This is a genomic window from Pseudoalteromonas sp. NEC-BIFX-2020_015 (genome assembly GCF_012952265.1).
Taxonomy (GTDB): domain Bacteria; phylum Pseudomonadota; class Gammaproteobacteria; order Enterobacterales; family Alteromonadaceae; genus Pseudoalteromonas; species Pseudoalteromonas neustonica.
In genome coordinates this window covers 1-16,596 of record NZ_JABCJL010000020.1, presented here as the reverse complement: position 1 = coordinate 16,596, position 16,596 = coordinate 1, and the positions used below count along the sequence as shown (strand labels likewise).

Genomic DNA, 16,596 nt, shown 5'->3' with positions numbered 1-16,596 from the left:
AGTCTTTAAAAATCACTTTGTAATAACGCATCATACCCAAGGCATTATGCTTGTTCAATAATTGAGGCTAAAACTTCATCACCGTATTCACGGGCTACAAACATAGCCTTGTATACAATGTCAATTTCTGAAGCTGGTCTAATGGTTTCTAATAACTTGGTTGCCAATAGCCAGTTATCTTCTTCTACAGCGCGAGTTAATTGTAAAGTCGCACCTAACATGCCGTTAAAACACAATAACGCACTAGACAAATCATCACCTAGACAAAACTCTTTTGCTATTGCGCCTAATTCCATGTTTAAAATAGCGTCAAGTACAGACATCAGGCCAACTAAGTAACCTCGCTCTGACATTTCCTTACCGCCAGGCTCAAGCATCAGCAGCATAAAATGGGCTCGTATTAAACCAAGCTTAGTTAGCTCGCTGGGTTTATCTACCCCTAATTCGCTAAGTGCTAACACCCTTACGAATTGGCGGATTGAATCTTCGCCTAAATAAATAACCGCTTGAGAGATAGAAGTAATCTCTAAATTTTGGTTACCCGAGCGCGCATTAACTAGCTTAAGAATACGTGCAGTTAAACCAACATCTTTGGCAACTCTTTGATGTACTTCATCAAAATCAATATCCGGGCGCGATGTACACCGTAAAAGATCAAATACCGCTAGTTTTGAAGGCTCAACATTGTGGTAAGTGAGCATCTCTGGTCGCGCAAAAAAGAAGCCTTGAAAGTAGTCACAGCCTGCATCTTTTAAAGTCGTAAACTCTTCGTGAGTTTCGATTCTTTCCACAATAATTTTTACATCGGGAAAGCGTCTTTTAAGCTTTTTAAGTTGAATATTCGTTTTAATTATTGGGTTTTCAACTTCTAGCTTTATAAAATCTACCAGCTCTAATAAGGGCTCCCATTTTGCATCACCGTCATAATCATCTAATGCAAACACATAACCATCTTGCTTCAGTGAACGTACCCTTTTAGTAACTTGCTCTATATTGCCAGCTCTTTCAACAATTTCTATTACAGCGCTTTTTGGCTGTAATAGTTTAGGAAAATCATCTAACAAAGCATCTGTTGAAAGATTGATAAATGCACACTGGTTAGCTGTTAATTTATCTATACCAATCAACATCAATGCATTAAAAAATAAGCGACCTGTTGCTTGTCCGTCGGTCGTCCCTACAGGGAAAAAATTATCGCTTGAATCTCGGTACAATAACTCATAAGCAAAAATACTCTTATCAGTATTAAATATTGGCTGTCGTGCTATATATTGAGTGACCATATTTGGTACGTTCGCTGTAATTTGTGTATTCGGCATATTATTTCCTGCTAATAATTTATAGCGACTCATGCCAGCTAAATTGTTCTTTTTGTATTGACTTAGTATAGTGAACTTTTGCAAGCTTGCATTAACTAAACACAATGCTGTGGGTACGAAATTTCAGATTCCTCAACTTTCGTACCCACAATAAAAACACCGGGCACTATAACCATACATTTATCATGGATATGTTCTCATCAGGGCTGAGGTTGGGTATAATAGCGCCATACTTTTTTGTAAAAAATCACAAGAGCTAATGACATGAGCATTGAACAAGCCTTAGTAGAACGTAGCAGTAACCAATGTGAGTTGTGCTCTGCAACTGACAACTTATCTGTATACGAAGTGCCACCTGTTACAGAAACCCATTCAGACAAGTGCATTTATACCTGCCAGACATGTAAAGACCAAGTTGAAAGTAATATCGATATCACTCCAACACATTGGCATTGTCTAAACGATAGTATGTGGAGCCAAGTGCCAGCAGTCCAAGTAGTGGCTTATAGAATGCTATCTCGTTTAGCTGCTGATAATGGCTGGGCACAAGATGCGTTAGATATGATTTATCTTGAAGAAGATACGTTAGCATGGGCCAAAGTAGCACTTGCAGAAGACGATGACATCAAACATGTAGATAGTAATGGCGTAGTATTACAAGCGGGCGATACTGTCACGCTAATTAAAGACTTAGACGTGAAAGGCAGCAGCTTAACTGCAAAGCGTGGAACAGCAGTTCGTAATATCGGTTTAACCAGCAACCCTGAGCACATTGAAGGTCGCGTTGACGGTCAACGAATTGTTATTTTAACTAAATTTGTTAAAAAGTAAGTCTTATTCATATATCCAGTAAAAGCGCTAAATAGCGCTTTTTATACTTAAAATTAAGCTGCGATTAAGTAGCAAATAACTACACTGTAACCACTATCTACTGACTTAATTTATTTCAAGGAATAAGTCATGCTGTTACATAAACCTCGATCTGTTTTAAAATCAATTACCAACATTAGTATATTAGCTTGCAGCACGTTAATTCTGTCTGGTTGTGTAAATCAGCAGGCTACAAACGCAAGCCATGCAATTAAAAATGAAACTGTCGCAATGCTAACAACACAAGTAACCTATCTTGATCGCAGCATGCTGCGTCCCGGCTCACAATTAACGGTAACTTTAGCCGATGTGTCGAAAATGGATGTAGCTGCCGATATTATCAGTCAACAAACTATTGATATTGCTGGTGCGCCGCCATACACAGTGACACTCCCCTACGACGCAAGCATATTAAACGAACGCAGCCGCTACAGTGTTAGCGCACGTATCGTTAATCAAGATAATTTACTTTATGTAAGCACAACACATAATAACCCGTTTTCACACTCGCAACAGAGTGAACCTCTTACCATTACAGTTTCTAAAGTTGCCGCACAACAACCCGATGTAAGTTTAGTTAACACCTACTTTAAAGCCATTACCTTAAATGGTAAGCCTGTAACTGTTGAAACCAGAGAGCCGTTTATACAATTTAGTAAAGATAACAAAAGCCATGGCTTTTTAGGATGTAATAACTTTACTGGCAGTTATCAAGTCAACCAGCAATCACTCACATTTGGCCCGCAAGCCAGCACTAAAATGATGTGCTTTAAAAGCATGGAACAAGAAAGTGCAATGTCGGCAGTACTAGAGAACACAGCTCTATGGGATATTAATGGCGAATCACTGATTTTAAAAGATCTGCAAGGCAAACAACTTGCAACGTTTAAAGCCATGTATTTTAATTAATTTTGATCTCTCTGAGTATTAAACGCCCAGTTATGCTGGGCGTTTACTTTTATTCTTCGACTAATTGTTCGCTGCGATAAAAACCTGATGAATCACTCAATAAGCTAACTAGCTCAGGTAATACATTATCCATTGTTTGTTTTAACTTCCACGGTGGGTTAATTACGATCATACCTGAGGCTGTCATGCCATGAACGTCTGTATCTTCTTCTGTGGCTAATTCAAATAATTGAATATTACGCATACCTGATGCGATTAAGCCCTCTTCCATGCGCTCAATACGCTCTCTATCTACAACTGGATACCAAATCATATAAGTGCCAGTAGAAAAACGCTGATAAGCCTTCGTTAATGTTTTTACAACGGTGTCGTAATCATCTTTAATTTCATAAGGTGGATCAATTAATACACATGCCCTACGAGATGCTGGCGGCAATAACCCGACTAGGCCTGTAAAGCCGTTTTCACCACGGACACGTATAGAGCGCTTGCCGCTCATATTTTCTTGTAATAATGCCAAGTCTCGTGGATGCAACTCAAAGAACCAACCTTTGTCTTGGCGACGTAAAAAGTGCTCTGCAATTTTTGGTGACCCTGGATAAAACGCTAACGCCTCACTTTCATTAAACGACTTAATCAGATCAATATAATCATTTAACTCTTGATGTTCACTCGTATGTTGATAGAGCTTGGCGATACCATCGAGGTATTCTTGGGTCTTTTGGGCATCTGCCCCAGCCAATTCAAAGAAACCGGCGCCAGAATGCGTATCAATATAATCCAACGGTTTATCTTTAAGAGTTTGGTAACTTAATACCTGAGCAAGTACCAAATGTTTAACAACATCGGCCGGATTGCCCGCATGAAATGAGTGTCTGTAACTGAGCATAATTTAATTTCGCTATAAGCTTATTTATAAAACCAGTGAACCATAAACATTATGCATTTGGCAACTGAGCGTGAACCAATTCTGAATGAAATAGCCCGTTAGCTGAATTATCCCTTAACGACGAATAAAAATCAGCTAAAACACACGTAAATACTGGCATATAAAGCAATTTTGCTTTACATTTGCATGACAATAATCACAGTTTTATGAGCGCATTTATGAATAACGAGACCCTTTCTCAATTAGAACAACTGATCGACCAATTAATTAGCCAAAATTCACAACTTCAAACAGAAGTGAATGAACTTAAAGATAAAAACAGTCAGCTGATCGATGAAAATGAAATTCTTCAACTTGAAGCACTTGAAAGCGAAGAAAAACAAAAAGATACCAGCACAACGTTAACAGGCCTACTTGAGAAACTACAAAGCGCTCAACAGGCAAACTAATGTCTGAGCTGCAAAACCAGCGAGTCACCGTTGAGTTGCTTGGTAAAGAGCAGCAATTTGCTTGCCCTGTAGGACAAGAAGACGCTCTAATTGCTGCCGCTAAACATCTTAATGATTTAGTCGAGCAAATGAAGCAACGCTCAACGGTTCGCAATGATCAAAAAGCTTTATTAATGGCTGCTTTGAACATTAGTCACGAACTGCTTGAAGCAAAAGCACAGCAAAGTGCAGAACTACAACAGCACGATCAGCTTGTTGATAAACTAAGTGCATACTTAGGTAGCTCATCAGCCAAATAAAAAGCGCTACTTAGCGCTTTTTTTGTTATTACCAATAAAATAAGCTACTGTAAGCGACCTATTTTATTGATCGATATGACCCATGCTAAGTAGTCCTTTCAAACTAATAACTACATTTAAACTGCTAATTGTTGGGTTACTAATCAGCTTAGCACCTTTCGCCTATAGTGCCGTAACGTGGCAAACAATCAGCCCAAACATTCAATTTTTACAACAGCAACCAAAGCTACGCTTTTATGATTCCAACCAAGTATTAATCCAAGGTAAAGAGTGCGCTTTAATGTTTGATGCCAGCGGCAATTTTGCAGCCGTTGAAGCTACAATTGTAAAACTAAAGTCAACTTTGACGACCCCTCTTTGCTATTTAGTTGCGAGCCATTTTCATGATGACCACTTATTAGGCATGGCCATTTTGCAACACAATTATCCAAACGCCAAACTCATTGTTCATAAACAGATTGCCCGCGAGTTTACAAATTTTCAACGTGCCTTTGAAGATAAACTTGATAGTTACGAGCAAAGTATTGAGCTTAGTTATCAACGATTAGCTGAACAACCAGCTTCTTTACAGCCACAATGGAGAAAGAAATTAGAATTAGCCAAACAGCGTCTACTTCGCTGGCGAAAATTTAATTTGCAGCCAAATGCAATGCAAGTCTCTGATTCTCTCGCACTCAATTTAGGTGACTACCCTATAACGCTGCACGCCCATCAAGCACATACAAATGGAGATCTGACATTACTAGCAGAACAAGGAACCATCTTACTAGGGGGAGACATTGTAGATTGGTTGCCTTACCCTGGACACGGCAACTTAGTAGAATGGGCAGAACTACTTAAACAATTTAGCAATAACAAACAGATAAAAATAATTTTACCGGGCCATGGAGCGCCCTTAAAAGCAACTGATTTAAGTCAGCCATACAGGTTTTTACAACAAATTATTATGCATGTATCAACCAATCCCAATGTGGAACTTACAACATTACAACAAAGCTTCCCTGCTGAATTTGCTAAAGATTATCAAATTGATACAACTGCCTATAAAGCTTACCCTTTATTTCTACAAGCTGGACTTAAGCGCGCGAAACAGTCAAAATAGACCCTACACAAGGTTGTGCTAAGCTTATAAAGGGATATTGATTCGGTGGTGTTTATGCGCAGGAATTATTTTTTCATTTTCGTAATAGCAATATTACTCAGCGGCTGTCAGTCTACAAAGCTGCAACCTGCAGCGCCTGATGTAGAACAAGCCCCCGTTATTTTTAACCACTTTAAGCCGTCAACAAAAAACGCTATTGCGGTAAGCACGAACGCACAAGCAACACCGCCTACGACCACTATATCGACTGAACTACTGCAACCCAATAAAAAAAATCACACAGTACCGAGTCCGTATAAACCTACAATTGAAAAGTCACACTCACGATCCGCAAGCCCTGATTTATGGCAGCATATTGCTGACAACTTACATATTAAAATCTATCTAAATAGGGCACTCAATAAACGTATTAAATGGTATACCCGCCAACCTAAATATCTACAAATAGTGAACGAGCGAGCTGCTCCTTACTTGTACCATATCGTCAATAAAGTAGAACAACGTAAGCTGCCGATGGAACTGGCATTATTACCTTTTGTTGAGAGTGACTTTCGCCCAACGATCAGTTCCTCTGCTCAAGCTGTTGGGGTATGGCAGTTAGTCGCAGCCACTGCGCATCATTTTGGTATTAAGTCAGATCAATGGTATGACGGCCGTCAAGATGTACTGGCTTCAACAGATGCTGCTCTGGCGTATTTAGAATATTTATATAAACGTTTTGATGGTAACTGGATGCATGCACTCGCGGCTTATAATAGTGGCGAAGGTCGAGTACAACGCGCAATTGCTAATAATAAAAAACGTGGTAAAAGCACCGACTATTGGTCTCTCAAACTCCCTAAAGAAACGTCAGATTACGTACCTAAGCTCTTAGCATTAAGCTACTTAGTGCAAAACCCTAAGCTAGGCTTAATACGCCCTAAGCTTGAGAATAAAGCCCAAACTACTGAGTTTAATGTAGGTCAACAGTTTGATTTTTCTGTTATTGCTAATCTATCAGGTGTAGGGCGCAGCCAATTGCATAAACTCAACCCTGGTTATTTAAAAAATCAAAGTTCACCAAATGGGCCTCATACATTGCTCCTCCCATTGCAACAGCAAGCATTGCTAAGCAGTCAGTTCTTCAAGAGTAACTTTACTGGAGAGTACTTTGTTAAGAAAAACGATACCTTATACGGCATCGCTAAAAAGTTTGATATGCCCGTTAAAAAGCTAAAAATGTTAAATAATAAAAAGACCAACCTCATTGGTATTGGCGAACGCCTACTCACAGGACAGCCAAAAACAATGCCAGGCTCACTGACAATTGACTATAAAATCAGTCCTTATTTAGATGATACCCAAGTAGCCACTGCAACCATTACTGTTAATTACCAAGTCAAGCCTGGGGATACAATTTGGGATATCAGTCAACTTTATGATGTCTCGCATAAAGACCTCGCACAGTGGAATAAACTCAGTGCCTCTAGCATCTTAAAACCGGGTATAACGCTCGTATTACACTTGCCACAAGCAATAAAGCCGATCTCCCAATTACAAAATGATGGCTTATTGTTAGGATTAGAGAAAACCTTAAAACAACCACACTAACCAGCAGTTTCACATCATCCGTATTTAGCGTAAAATTAGCGTTTCATTCAGTAAATATTAAAGAGATTGGCATGCAAATCAGCAAAAACTCAGCGGTTGAGTTTCACTACACATTAAGTGAAGCCGGTGAACAAATAGAAACAAGTACTGGCAATGAACCATTAACATACATTCATGGCCTTGAAGGCATGCTTCCAGGTTTAGAAACAGCCCTTGAAGGCAAAGCCGCTGGTGATAGCTTCAGTGTTACTCTTGAGCCAAGCGAATCTTACGGTGAGCGTGTTGATGATCTAATCCAACGTATTCCACTTAAGCACCTCCAAGGTGACACCAAAGTGTGGAAAGCTGGCATGACTGCAATGGTTAGCTCTAACCAAGGTCGTCATCAAGTAACGATTGTTAAAGTAGGTCGTTTTAATGCTGACTGTGATTTAAACCACCCTTTTGCTGGTAAAACACTGACTTTTGATGTGCAAGTCTTAAGCGTACGTGAAGCGACAAGTGAAGAAGTATCACACGGTCACGTTCACAGCGAAGGCGGTTGTGGTCACAACCACTAGGGAAATTCTATGTCAAAGGTTGCAATCGTTACAGGCGGTAGTAAAGGCATAGGCCAAGCTATTGTTGCACGTTTTATAAAAAATGGTTATCAGGTTCACAACCTTGATCTCGAACATTCAGATTTAGGTACTTGGCACCGCTGTGATGTCAGTAATGTAAATACGGTTAAAAGCGTTATTACTGACATTGCTAGCACAACTAAGCACATTGATATATTGGTATCTAATGCTGGCCGCCATTTAAGTGCAACCATTGAAAACACGGATGAAGCAACCTTCGACAGTTTGTTTGCGCTTAATGTAAAAGGTGCGTACGCAGCAATTCAAAGCGTATTACCAAGTATGAAAACGCAAAAAAATGGGGCGATTATTTTAATTGCCTCAGATCAAGCCATCATAGCTAAAACAAACTCGTTTGCGTATAACCTCACCAAACATGCGTTAGCGTCAATGGCAAAAACAACCGCACTTGATTACGCCCAGTTTAATATTCGTGCTAATGCTGTATGCCCCGGCACCATTGAAACCCCCTTATTTCATAATGCGATTGATGCTTACTGTGCTCGCAGTGGCGCAGATAAAGCCAGCATAGTTGCCGAAGAAGGTGCTTTGCAACCGCTAGGTAGGCTGGGTCGAGCAGATGAAGTCGCCGCGTTAGTCAATTTTTTAGCCAGCGATGAGGCCTGTTTTATTACTGGCAGCTTACAAACTATCGATGGCGGTTATACCGCACAATGAGCGAACGTATTATTGACCCTCACGTGCATTTTTTTAATTTGCTAGATGGGCAATATGAGTGGCTACAAGGAAGTAATCCGCCCTCTTGGCCAAATTTAGAGACCATTAAACGCCCTATTAATGCTGCACAACTACAACAAACGAGTCCATTTGAAATCATAGGGCTGGTGCATATTGAAGCAGGGTTTGATAATAAAAACCCAATTAATGAGCTAAACTGGCTGGCGCAGCATCTGCACGGGGAAAACTATAAAGCAGTAGGTTTTGCTTGCATTGATAGTCCACCTGAGGACTTTAATAATGCGATAAACGCTTTATCACATTCAAGTTTGGTGGGGATTAGAGACATAACCGAAGGTGCGGATGCAACTCGGTTAACTCACCCTAATTGCCTTGATAATTTAACGCTTTTGAATGATTGCCAACTAATGTTTGAAGCACAGTTTAATGTTGAAAACTTAGCTATCACCGAGCAATTAATTAAGTACTGCCAACAACTCCCAAACTTGCACGTAGTCATAAACCATGCTGGTTTGCCGAATAACCTCTCTCTATGGCAAGAGGGAATTCGCCGACTCGCTCACATACCCAACTGCACGATTAAATTCTCAGGTTTTGAGCTATTTACAACTATACTGCAAACTCAGCAACAAGCGTGTTTTGACTTTATTCTTCAATGCTTTGGTCAACAGCGCGTGATGTTTGCTAGTAATTTTCCCGTATGCCAAATCAATTCAAGCTATCAACAGCGCTGGTTAAGTAATTTTGCGCTTTGCAAAACCCACAGCTTATGGCAACAATTAAGCTATAAAAACGCACGTCACTGCTATCAACTTTAATTAAAAACCGCTATATTCAGCTTATTGTTGTATAAAAACAGAACGCTTTTATGACTACTTCATCTAAAAACAAACTCATACTAGGCCTTTTTAACGTTACTTTTTTGGCCGTACTGACTGGTTGCGGTGGTGGCAGTACCATGGCCGATAGTGGCGGCAGTACTGGTAACACAATTAGCTGGACTCAAGGTGTCTTTCAGCCATCAGATAATTTTGATAAACAATGCCAAGCATTGAATCAAAAGCATTTTCTTCGCTCATGGAGTAACGAAACTTACCTATGGTATGACGAAATAATAGACCGAGATCCTGCACTAACAGCAAGTGTGAGTGACTATTTCTCCTTATTAAAAACAGAACAAAAAACTGACTCTGGCGCCAACAAAGATAACTTTCATTCCAGCCTTTCTACCGCCGAGTGGGAAGCGCAAAGTCAATCAGGTATCACGTTTGGTTATGGCTTTAAAGTGAAGCTATTTAGCTCAAGTGCCCCTCGAAAAGGCCTGATCAGCTATACTGAAGCGAACTCTCCCGCCAGTAATCAAAATCTTCGCCGAGGGTTTGAAATTTTAGAAGTCAATGGTGTCGATTTTATTAACGCGACTAGCCAAGCTGACGTAGATACTCTTAATGCTGGTTTATATCCAAAACAAACTGGTGTGAGCACCACTTTTTTGTTCAAAGATATCAATAATCAACAAACGCGTGAAGTAACGCTAATCTCACAAAGCATTGCATCGCAACCAGTCACTAATGTAAAAACCTTTGAAAATGACTCGGTGGGTTATTTTCAATTTAATAGCCACAACGCGATTGCAGAAAAGCCACTTTTTGATGCTTTTAATTCTCTAAAAGCAAGTAACGTAACTGATCTCATCATTGATATGCGCTACAACGGGGGGGGCTTTCTACAAATGGCGAGCCAAATAGGCTACATGATCGCTGGAGCCGCCAATACAAATAACAAAATATTTGAACGCACTATTTTTAACGACAAACACCCAACTATAAACCCTGTTACTGCTAAGCCTTTAGCACCCGTTATGTTTATTGACGAGTTTATCGGCTTTGCTGAGAATCCAGCGGTAAGTCCCGGCACGCCTTTACCGAGTCTTAATTTGAAACGGGTTTATGTATTAACGACCAGTAGCACTTGCTCAGCCAGTGAAGCGATTATTAATGGCTTACAAGGAGCTGATATAGAAGTAATTCAAATTGGTTCAGGTACTTGCGGTAAACCTTACGGTTTTTATCCTACCGATAACTGCGATACAACCTATTTCAGTATTCAGTTTACAGGAGAAAATAATAAAGGGTTTGGTGAATATTCAGATGGTTTTGCTCCGCAAAATACAGTAGATAATGAGCGCTTACCTGTGCGCATAGCGGGCTGTGCAGTGGCTGATGATTTTAGTTACCAACTAGGCGATCCAAATGAAGCCTTACTTAAAACAGCTTTAAGCTATCGAAGTAATGGTAACTGCCCTGTCGCTACCTCAACTGCCAGTATACAAGGCTTTGCACCATCAAGCGTCAGCGATACACCTGACGTATTTGATAATCGTGCTACCACATTAATTGAAACCAATAAGGTTTTACCCTCAAATTAGGTCGCTAATTGAGGGTATTAAAGAGGTTAAGTAATGCTATTTAATAAACGACTATTACCAGCTTTATCCATATTTCTACTTGCCGGTTGTGCTTTTTATGCAGATAAACCCACGCCCAAACTACAGCACGCACTATTAATAAAGCCACAAAGTGAGCTAATAGCGCAAGGTATGGCAAGGCTAATGCGCAGTAATCCTATCGCCGTGGCGGATGATGTATTTATGCAGCAAAGTGTAATGGTTGTTGATAATGTAAATAAAAGCGATGGGATGGGTAACCCAATTATGGGGAAGCAACTTAACATGCCCGATCGATTTGAGTTGCTGATCAAAAATAACACATGCTTTTTGCGCCACCTTGATAGCAAAGCAACTGAACCTTTACCCAAAGTACAATGCAAAGTGAATGGTTTTCACTCAGGTTAAACATAAAAAAGCCCGAACGGGCTTTTTCTTCAAATCATGTAAAGAACAGCTTATTTAATTTCAACACGCTGTGAACGCATTACAATCTCATCATTTAGCTCAATACCAATACCAGGCTCTTCAGATACTTCAAAGAAACCATTTTTAGGCTGTGGATCTTGTAAGCATAATTCACGATTCCACTTTTTAATTGCATACGTATGATGCTCATGAATCAAGAAATTTGGAATCGCCGTTTCCAAATGTAACGACGCAGCAGTTGCCACAGGGCCACCACATACGTGAGCTTGAATGCGCACATCAAAGATATCAGCATAGTCACATACTTTTTTAGTTTCAGTAAAACCACCACATAAACCAATATCCGGCTGAAGTACATTAATGCTCTGATCTTCTAAATACGGACGCACACCCCAACGGTTATATAAACGCTCGCCACCAGCAATAGGTACTGCCACTTTATCAGCTACTTTTGCATGTAAAGAATGATTTAAGTAGTTAACCGGCTCTTCATAAAACATACAATCAAATTCTTTGGCAATTTCACCAATTTGAATTGCCGAGGTTACACCCGGTAAGCTGTGGCATTCAAAAATGATGTCGACTTCATCGCCTACCGCTTCACGAATTGCTTGCATACGCGCACGGTACAGCTTCATTTCAGCACGTGAAATGATATTGGTACGGTCGTAATACGTATTACCATCTTTATCATATTGGATAGGGTCTACTTTTACTGCGTCATACCCTTGTGCCACGGCTTTTAATGCCGCTTCTGCGTACTCTTGTGGATGTACTAACGCTTTAAATTCTGTATCCCAATCGAACTGTAACTGCGATGCATAAGTACGCAGCTTATCGTTTACTTTGCCGCCTAATAACTGGTATACAGGTAAACCTAACGCTTTACCTTTAATGTCCCATAAAGCTGTATCAATCGCGCTCATCGCTGCATACACCACTGGCCCACCACCTAAACCCCAAAAGCTTTCACGCAGCATACGCGACCATAACTTTTCGGTTTGAAATGGGTCATGACCAATTAAGAAGGCATCTGCCATCTCTTTGATCATGGCCGCCGCCGCACTGTGACCTAAGTCATAAGCAAGGCCAGCCTCTCCAACACCACTAATACCTTCATCAGTATGAATACGAACGAATACTGGCGTCCATGCAGGTCTATCTGGGCAATGGATATCGAATACTTCAACGCGATTAACTTTCATGAAAATTCCTTATTAACCAAACTTAGGTTATTTTACAAAACTAGGATCAAGACGATAGGCCTTGCGTAACATCGCAGGCCAAGCAAGTTGCCCACCAGTGCTACCACTGTGTACAACATTCGCTTGATTATAAATATTATCGATTATGACTTGTGGCACAGGTGTAACTGCTTGGCCGCTCGCTTGTAATGCAAGCTGTATTTCACACGCACGCTGTAAATCGTAAAAACGCATAAAAGCATCACCGACTGTTGGACCAACAGTTAAGCCACCATGATTAACCAATAACATATGGTTGGTATCGCCTAAATCATCTTGTAAGCGCTTTTTCTCTTCATTATTGACCGCTAAGCCTTCATAACCATGATAGGACAACGATGGTAATGAAAACATTGAATACTGGCTCAAAGGCAATAAACCATTTTTTTGAGTTGCGACTGCAATCGTTTCTTTTGTGTGTAAGTGAATAACACAATGCGCATCATCGCGAACTTCATGAATAGCGCTATGGATAGTAAAACCTGCAGGATTGATTGCAAACGGCGTATCATCCAAAATATTGCCGTCTAAATCTACTTTTACTAAGTTAGACGCCGTCACTTCATCAAACGTTAAACCAAACGCATTTACTAAATAATAGTCCGTCCCCGGCAAGCGCGCTGATAAATGCGTGTAAATCAAATCACCCCAACGAAAGTGTTCAACTAACCTATAGCAGGCAGCTAAATCAACACGTAACTGCCACTCTTGGGCAGAGACTTTATTCTTTAAATCAAGTTGAGGTAATTCAAACATTTTAATGCCTTATTCAAACGTGAAAAACACGAAGTAGATGGATAGAAGTCTAAAGTAGTGCGGGAGGATGATCAATCTCTTTTAAAACAAAACAGCCACACCAAAATGGCGTGGCTGTTTATAAAATAACTTAAAAAGTAGTTAGCTTAGAAAGTATTATTTTACTTTTGATAAATAGTCAGCAATCGCCGCTAGCTCTTCATCAGTTACAGTTGCAACCATTGCTTTCATTGCTATGCTCATACCATTTGCACGAGCACCAGATTTAATATCTTTCATTTGCGCGAGTAGATACTCTTTATTTTGACCATTTAGCTTAGGGTACATTGCCATGATCGGTGATTTACCTTCAGCGCCGTGACATGTTTGACAGTTTTTAGCTGTATAAAGCGCTGCACCATCAGCAGCCATTGATGAAAATGAAACACTTGCTGCCATTGCAAGGCCAGCTCCTAAGAGTAATTTTTTTATCTTGCTCATTGTATTTTCTCTTCTTTATGACGGTTTATAAATCTATTCACTTAATTGTAGACTATGCTCAATGTCATGCTAACTTTGTACGTAATTTATACACGTAAAAGATCACATAACATTGTCAAAAATAACAAGTCTTTTGGTTACCAAACAAGGTCATCTGGGACTTCAAAGTCAGCATATGGATCATCTACATCTTTCCCTTTATCTTCAGGTTCAACATGGAAAACAATATACTTTTCATCGACTTCAGCGACTTTACGAGCAGGCTCATCTTCCAATACAAAAAATTGCCCTTCTAAAACACAAATAGCTAGACGCCCACCTGATAGTGCTTTTTGAGTCTTTTCGTTTACGTCCAGCTCTTTTACTTTATTTTCGTAAGTAAAATTAAAAGTACGTTCGCCACGAATCGTATCTTGATTATGGTGCTCTAATATTTGCTTAACGCGAGCAACTTCTCCGCGCTGCTTTAACTCACCTTGACGAGCTTGATTTAGCTCTTCTGCTTTTTTTTGCTGTTCTAATTTTGTTTGCTGAATATGCTTTTGCAGATCACTAGGGTTACTAGTCGCCCCTTTTTTTGGCTTTTTCTGTTGCTTGCGTTTTTCACTTTTTGCAACTTTCGCTTTATGTGATGTAGTTAATCCTGCTTGTAGCAATTGGTCTTGTAATGAACCCATAGCTTTGTTCCATTAAAAACTGATATTAAGATTATTTTAATCTTCAATGCGCATAAATCATAGTGTTATGACCATTAATCTAGCAAAGTGTAGTAATTGATAACCTGACTTAGCGCAATGAATGATGATTTTAAAGAAAAAACACTTAACTTAATTGAATTTAATATCAATCAGGTTAAGCTACAATTTTTATAGTCGGAGCAACAAATGCGTTTAAGTCATTTATTAATTTGCTCACTGCTTATCTTTTTTGTGCTCTATGCCCCGCAGCCATTATTGAGTCTATTCGCGGATCAATTTGCTGTTAGTCCCGCAATTGCAGGCAGCTTAATGACTGCCACTATGATCCCACTGGCCATTGCGCCGCTAATATACGGCCTACTCCTTGCTAAACGTAACCCTCTAACAATTTTGCGCTATGCAATGTTAGTGCTAGCGATTACCTGCATCGCTTTTGCATACGCTCCCAGCTTTGAATTATTACTGCTGTTACGTTTTTTGCAAGGTTTGACCTTACCGGCCGCATTAACGGCAATGACCACTTACATAGGCAGTCGCTATCAAGCCGATAACCTACAAAGAAATATGACTCTTTATATAGGTAGCACTATTGCCGGCGGTTACTTTGGCCGTGTATTAGCAGCAGTTTTTGCAGATCTATGGGCATGGCAAAGTTTCTATTTTATCATCGCTGCGGGTCTAACGGGTTTAGCATTATGCATTCCGCGCAATCAAGCGCAATTAGTTAGCAATCCACTTTCGCCATTAAGTTATATAAAACAGCTAGCAGATGCTGCGGTATTAAAATTGTATGGTGCAGTATTTTGTATGTTTTTTTGCTTTGCCGCACTGCTTAATTACTTGCCGTTTATTCTGCAAGATACCTTTTTAATCACCAACACGCGTGATATTGGCTTAGTTTATAGCGGATATTTAATTGGTGCGCTAGCTTCTATAGCTACGCCGTGGTTATTAAGAAAAAGTCATTCTCCGTGGTATTTACTATGCGCAATATTCACCTTGTATAGCGTGACATTGGTGGCATTAATGAGTTCTCAACTGGCTGTATTTTTATTGGCTTTTACTGGATTTTGCGGGGCAATGTTTATTATTCATTCAACTGCTGCGCCATTGGTTAATAAAATAAGCAGCGCGCCAGCAAGTGTCACTAATGGCGCATATGTATCGTTTTATTACAGTGGAGGAGCCCTTGGCTCTTTTGTACCAGGCATGGTTTATCAACAGTTTGGTCATATAGCGTTTATAGCATCACTACTGTTCGTCTGCCTATGTGGATTAGCGTTAGTGAGTTCAGGTTATCTCGCTGGCAAAAAAACCACTTTAGGCTGATGCCCTGTCGCTGTAAAAAAAGTATCTAGATCCATTTTTTTAATAGCCACGTTTGCGTATTATCAAAGGGATGACAATGAAATAGATCACCAAACCAAATATCTTGATCAAGCCATAACGTTACATTATTTTGCTTGTCGTTCATTAACGCTAACATTGAGACACAGCCAGGTGCGACTTTTAAATAACGTGCTAAACGCTCATCAGAAGCAAACCCTAATCTCGATAAGCCCTGATACTTAGCTAGGGCGTGTTGACCTTTCGTGATTAATTTTGCAGCAGTATGTTTGGTATTTAGGCAAGGCAGCGCCTATGGTGTGTGGTTGTTCCCCATAAATAGGCGATAACGCAGTATAAATGCCAAACATGCGCTGCCCAAAGGGTTCTTTCTAGGGGCGATTGACTCTTTGTTACCTACACGGATGTAGGTAAGGGGCGTGAGCAGGACGCGGAAGCTTTGCTCGGTTT

General features: G+C 40.1%; 18 protein-coding genes and 1 pseudogene. 12 read left to right on the top strand and 7 right to left on the bottom strand.

Annotated elements, in window-relative coordinates:
* Positions 1-44: 44 nt before the first annotated feature.
* Entirely contained in the window at positions 45-1,319 is a 1,275-nt protein-coding gene (locus HH219_RS14725) for an HDOD domain-containing protein (protein WP_169327893.1), read from the bottom strand.
* A gap of 264 nt (positions 1,320-1,583) precedes the next feature.
* Here HH219_RS14725 and HH219_RS14720 point away from each other — a divergent pair, with 264 nt between their 5' ends.
* Together HH219_RS14720 and HH219_RS14715 are read left to right on the top strand one after the other, a co-directional pair.
* The gene (locus tag HH219_RS14720) at positions 1,584-2,150 is read left to right on the top strand and encodes an alkylphosphonate utilization protein (RefSeq protein ID WP_169327892.1); all 567 of its coding nucleotides are present in this window, start codon (positions 1,584-1,586) and stop codon (positions 2,148-2,150) included.
* A 129-nt stretch (positions 2,151-2,279) separates the two neighbouring features.
* Positions 2,280-3,098 (top strand): META domain-containing protein, encoded by an 819-nt coding sequence (locus HH219_RS14715; protein ID WP_054204496.1) that lies wholly within the window; start codon positions 2,280-2,282, stop codon positions 3,096-3,098.
* 49 nt (positions 3,099-3,147) lie between these two features.
* Here the strand turns inward: HH219_RS14715 and rlmJ are convergent, their stop codons facing one another.
* Entirely contained in the window at positions 3,148-3,987 is an 840-nt protein-coding gene (rlmJ, locus tag HH219_RS14710) for a 23S rRNA (adenine(2030)-N(6))-methyltransferase RlmJ (protein WP_169327891.1), read from the bottom strand.
* A gap of 218 nt (positions 3,988-4,205) precedes the next feature.
* Here rlmJ and zapB point away from each other — a divergent pair, with 218 nt between their 5' ends.
* From zapB to HH219_RS14665, 9 genes are all read left to right on the top strand, one after another.
* Positions 4,206-4,436: a cell division protein ZapB gene (gene zapB / locus HH219_RS14705; RefSeq protein ID WP_054204498.1), complete on the top strand. Its 231-nt coding sequence runs from the start codon at positions 4,206-4,208 to the stop codon at positions 4,434-4,436.
* On the top strand, positions 4,436-4,735 hold the full coding sequence (locus HH219_RS14700) for a cell division protein ZapA (RefSeq protein ID WP_054204499.1): 300 nt from the start codon (positions 4,436-4,438) through the stop codon (positions 4,733-4,735). Before zapB ends, HH219_RS14700 begins: the two co-directional genes overlap by 1 nt.
* An 82-nt stretch (positions 4,736-4,817) precedes the next feature.
* The gene (locus tag HH219_RS14695; protein ID WP_169327890.1) at positions 4,818-5,837 is read left to right on the top strand and encodes an MBL fold metallo-hydrolase; all 1,020 of its coding nucleotides are present in this window, start codon (positions 4,818-4,820) and stop codon (positions 5,835-5,837) included.
* A 54-nt stretch (positions 5,838-5,891) separates the two neighbouring features.
* Positions 5,892-7,427 (top strand): transglycosylase SLT domain-containing protein, encoded by a 1,536-nt coding sequence (locus HH219_RS14690; protein WP_169327889.1) that lies wholly within the window; start codon positions 5,892-5,894, stop codon positions 7,425-7,427.
* A 71-nt stretch (positions 7,428-7,498) separates the two neighbouring features.
* Positions 7,499-7,987: a peptidylprolyl isomerase gene (locus HH219_RS14685; protein ID WP_054204502.1), complete on the top strand. Its 489-nt coding sequence runs from the start codon at positions 7,499-7,501 to the stop codon at positions 7,985-7,987.
* Between the two features lie 9 nt (positions 7,988-7,996).
* On the top strand, positions 7,997-8,725 hold the full coding sequence (locus tag HH219_RS14680; RefSeq protein WP_054204503.1) for an SDR family oxidoreductase: 729 nt from the start codon (positions 7,997-7,999) through the stop codon (positions 8,723-8,725).
* Entirely contained in the window at positions 8,722-9,564 is an 843-nt protein-coding gene (locus HH219_RS14675) for an amidohydrolase family protein (protein WP_169327888.1), read from the top strand. Before HH219_RS14680 ends, HH219_RS14675 begins: the two co-directional genes overlap by 4 nt.
* A 50-nt stretch (positions 9,565-9,614) precedes the next feature.
* Entirely contained in the window at positions 9,615-11,174 is a 1,560-nt protein-coding gene (locus tag HH219_RS14670) for a S41 family peptidase (protein ID WP_169327887.1), read from the top strand.
* Between the two features lie 33 nt (positions 11,175-11,207).
* On the top strand, positions 11,208-11,600 hold the full coding sequence (locus HH219_RS14665) for a hypothetical protein (protein WP_054204506.1): 393 nt from the start codon (positions 11,208-11,210) through the stop codon (positions 11,598-11,600).
* 50 nt (positions 11,601-11,650) lie between these two features.
* On the opposite strand, the gene HH219_RS14660 is transcribed toward HH219_RS14665, so the two are convergent.
* The 4 genes from HH219_RS14660 to HH219_RS14645 form a co-directional block, all read right to left on the bottom strand.
* A complete protein-coding gene (locus HH219_RS14660) occupies positions 11,651-12,826 on the bottom strand; it encodes a mandelate racemase/muconate lactonizing enzyme family protein (protein WP_054204507.1) in 1,176 nt (391 codons plus the stop codon).
* Positions 12,827-12,853: 27 nt separating this feature from the next.
* Positions 12,854-13,621 carry a class II aldolase/adducin family protein gene (locus HH219_RS14655; protein WP_169327886.1) on the bottom strand — a complete coding sequence of 256 codons (768 nt, stop codon included), beginning with the start codon at positions 13,619-13,621 and terminating at the stop codon, positions 12,854-12,856.
* Positions 13,622-13,777: 156 nt separating this feature from the next.
* On the bottom strand, positions 13,778-14,101 hold the full coding sequence (locus HH219_RS14650; protein WP_054204509.1) for a c-type cytochrome: 324 nt from the start codon (positions 14,099-14,101) through the stop codon (positions 13,778-13,780).
* 137 nt (positions 14,102-14,238) lie between these two features.
* Positions 14,239-14,778, bottom strand: a complete 540-nt coding sequence (locus HH219_RS14645; RefSeq protein ID WP_054204510.1) for a DUF2058 domain-containing protein — start codon at positions 14,776-14,778, stop codon at positions 14,239-14,241.
* 207 nt (positions 14,779-14,985) lie between these two features.
* Between HH219_RS14645 and HH219_RS14640 the strand changes: the two genes are divergently transcribed.
* Positions 14,986-16,128 (top strand): MFS transporter, encoded by a 1,143-nt coding sequence (locus HH219_RS14640; protein ID WP_169327885.1) that lies wholly within the window; start codon positions 14,986-14,988, stop codon positions 16,126-16,128.
* Here HH219_RS14640 and HH219_RS14635 read toward each other — a convergent pair.
* Positions 16,095-16,378 (bottom strand): annotated as a pseudogene (locus HH219_RS14635) (YbaK/EbsC family protein); the annotation flags it as partial. The gene HH219_RS14640 and the pseudogene HH219_RS14635 sit on opposite strands and share 34 nt — an antisense overlap.
* Positions 16,379-16,596 lie beyond the last annotated feature (218 nt).

Coding starts and splice junctions, on each gene's coding strand:
- HH219_RS14725 (WP_169327893.1), bottom strand. CDS start 1,319: ATGCCGAATACACAAATTACAGCGAACGTACCAAATATGGTCACTCAA.
- HH219_RS14720 (WP_169327892.1), top strand. CDS start 1,584: ATGAGCATTGAACAAGCCTTAGTAGAACGTAGCAGTAACCAATGTGAG.
- HH219_RS14715 (WP_054204496.1), top strand. CDS start 2,280: ATGCTGTTACATAAACCTCGATCTGTTTTAAAATCAATTACCAACATT.
- rlmJ (WP_169327891.1), bottom strand. CDS start 3,987: ATGCTCAGTTACAGACACTCATTTCATGCGGGCAATCCGGCCGATGTT.
- zapB (WP_054204498.1), top strand. CDS start 4,206: ATGAATAACGAGACCCTTTCTCAATTAGAACAACTGATCGACCAATTA.
- HH219_RS14700 (WP_054204499.1), top strand. CDS start 4,436: ATGTCTGAGCTGCAAAACCAGCGAGTCACCGTTGAGTTGCTTGGTAAA.
- HH219_RS14695 (WP_169327890.1), top strand. CDS start 4,818: ATGCTAAGTAGTCCTTTCAAACTAATAACTACATTTAAACTGCTAATT.
- HH219_RS14690 (WP_169327889.1), top strand. CDS start 5,892: ATGCGCAGGAATTATTTTTTCATTTTCGTAATAGCAATATTACTCAGC.
- HH219_RS14685 (WP_054204502.1), top strand. CDS start 7,499: ATGCAAATCAGCAAAAACTCAGCGGTTGAGTTTCACTACACATTAAGT.
- HH219_RS14680 (WP_054204503.1), top strand. CDS start 7,997: ATGTCAAAGGTTGCAATCGTTACAGGCGGTAGTAAAGGCATAGGCCAA.
- HH219_RS14675 (WP_169327888.1), top strand. CDS start 8,722: ATGAGCGAACGTATTATTGACCCTCACGTGCATTTTTTTAATTTGCTA.
- HH219_RS14670 (WP_169327887.1), top strand. CDS start 9,615: ATGACTACTTCATCTAAAAACAAACTCATACTAGGCCTTTTTAACGTT.
- HH219_RS14665 (WP_054204506.1), top strand. CDS start 11,208: ATGCTATTTAATAAACGACTATTACCAGCTTTATCCATATTTCTACTT.
- HH219_RS14660 (WP_054204507.1), bottom strand. CDS start 12,826: ATGAAAGTTAATCGCGTTGAAGTATTCGATATCCATTGCCCAGATAGA.
- HH219_RS14655 (WP_169327886.1), bottom strand. CDS start 13,621: ATGTTTGAATTACCTCAACTTGATTTAAAGAATAAAGTCTCTGCCCAA.
- HH219_RS14650 (WP_054204509.1), bottom strand. CDS start 14,101: ATGAGCAAGATAAAAAAATTACTCTTAGGAGCTGGCCTTGCAATGGCA.
- HH219_RS14645 (WP_054204510.1), bottom strand. CDS start 14,778: ATGGGTTCATTACAAGACCAATTGCTACAAGCAGGATTAACTACATCA.
- HH219_RS14640 (WP_169327885.1), top strand. CDS start 14,986: ATGCGTTTAAGTCATTTATTAATTTGCTCACTGCTTATCTTTTTTGTG.